1 protein-coding gene is annotated in these 1,008 nt (G+C 68.6%); it reads left to right on the forward strand.

The features are described from left to right. Positions 1-57: 57 nt before the first annotated feature. Positions 58-989 (forward strand): IS5 family transposase gene (locus EEJ42_RS31435; protein ID WP_425472993.1). Its coding sequence is split into 2 segments (ribosomal slippage): positions 58-393 and positions 396-989, totalling 930 coding nucleotides; the frame shifts between segments, so codons are not numbered across the junction. The last annotated feature ends 19 nt before the right edge of the window (positions 990-1,008 follow it).

Below are 1,008 nucleotides of genomic sequence, written 5' to 3' on the forward strand. Positions count from 1 at the left end.
CTAGGACTTGTCCGTCCGATCATGTGACTGCCGCGTGCCTGCGTCGTTGATATGGACATGGGGCGGGGTGATTTGACGGATGCGGAGTGGGAACGGCTGCGGCCGTTTCTGCCGGTCAGCAACGGGCGGTGCGGTCGGTGGCGGGATCACCGGCAGGTGATCGACGGGATCCTGCACCGGGTGCGGACCGGCGTGCAGTGGCGGGATCTGCCCGAACGGTTCGGCCCGTGGAAGACGGTGTATGAACGCCACCGGCTGTGGTCGGCTGACGGCACCTGGGAACGCCTGCTTCAACAGGTGCAGGCCGCCGCCGACGCAGCCGGTGAGATCGACTGGGACATCGCGGTGGACTCCACGATCGTGCGCGCCCATCAGCACGCGGCCGGAGCCCGTACCGACCCGCCGCCGACTCCGGCGCCAAAGGGGGCCGAAGCAGCAGAACACCAGGCCGAGATGCCGTGGCAGAGCTTGCATGCCCGCCTGGTGGAGGTGGTGCGGGAGGTGAGGGACTGGGCCGCTCGCGCGGCGGGCTCACCAGCAAGCTCCACCTGAGTGCGGACGGCTGGTGCCGCCCGCTGTCCCTGGTCCTCACTGGTGGACAGCGGGCGGACTGTACCCAGTTCCAGGCGGTGCTGGAGAAGATCCGCGTCCCGCGGACCGGGCCGGGCCGGCCGCGTGAGAAGCCCGACACCCTCGCCGCGGACAGGGCCTACAGCAACAGCCCCTGCCGCGAGTACCTGCGACGTCGGGGTATTCGGCACACCATTCCGGAGAAGACCGACAGCCGGGCCGCCCGCCTACGCAAAGGCTCACGCGGCGGACGACCACCCGGCTTCGACGAAGAGCGCTACAAGAAACGCAACACCGTCGAGCGGGCGATCAACAAGCTCAAGCAATCCCGGGCCGTCGCTACCCGGTACGACAAGCGCGGCTACATCTTCCTCGGCACCGCAACAGCATCGGCCCTGGTCATCTGGCTCCGGACATGATCGCCCGGACAAGTCCTAG

It is taken from the genome of Streptomyces botrytidirepellens (assembly GCF_003721215.1).
In the GTDB taxonomy this organism is placed as follows: Bacteria; Actinomycetota; Actinomycetes; order Streptomycetales; family Streptomycetaceae; genus Streptomyces; species Streptomyces himastatinicus.